1 protein-coding gene is annotated in these 675 nt (G+C 32.1%); it reads right to left on the bottom strand.

Annotated features, from left to right (window positions below; translation table 11 throughout):
- On the bottom strand, nucleotides 1–646 hold a 646-nt coding region (locus DI060_RS18825; protein ID WP_167837055.1), incomplete at its 3' end, for an aminoglycoside 6-adenylyltransferase.
- Nucleotides 647–675 lie beyond the last annotated feature (29 nt).

Raw genomic sequence — 675 nt, 5'->3', positions numbered from 1 at the left:
AATCATAAGAATAGTTTGGAATTGTTTTTTTTAATAGATTTAAATCATTCGGATCAAGAAAAAATTCTAATTTTCTAACACCACGAGGATCCTTATTATATTTAAGATGATATAAAGGACCAATAACGTTCAAGCGCAAGAACGAGATAAAATCGATCGTTTCGAAAAATTCATTTCTTCCGAGTTTAGTCGCAGAATAATGAACCCAAACCCAAAACCTATCTTCTATCCATTGAAGGTCAGGTTTAGGCCAGACCGGAACAGTTTCTTTGTAAAGATTGACTAATCTATCGGATTTTTCATATACAATAAAAGGATTTTCAATTCTTGATATAAAATTTTTAATTTCCGTAAATTTAAAGTCAATGTGAGTAAGAGGGTTTTCGAATAAACAAATAAGTAATGTCTTTTCACCTACATGTTCTCCTGTAAAACCGGCAACATAGTTTCCTAAGCTCTCCGCAAAGCTAACCATTTTTGATTTAGGGAAAAGGTAATCGTTTTCAGTAATTATCACGAAGTCAAGGTCTGAAAATTTATCTAGTTGATGCGTGATGTATGAACCAGCCATTGCGACACCTAGAATATTTTCATCGTTTTTAGCTTTTTCAATTACGCGTTGTATGATTTGTTCAAAGTGTTTCATATACTTTAAAATTGCTATGGCGTATAACG

Origin of the sequence: Leptospira ryugenii (genome assembly GCF_003114855.1) — a bacterium.
GTDB classification, from domain to species: Bacteria; Spirochaetota; Leptospiria; order Leptospirales; family Leptospiraceae; genus Leptospira_A; species Leptospira_A ryugenii.
The sequence above is the reverse complement of the archived record's forward strand: the minus strand, read 5'-3'. Positions and strand labels throughout refer to the sequence as shown.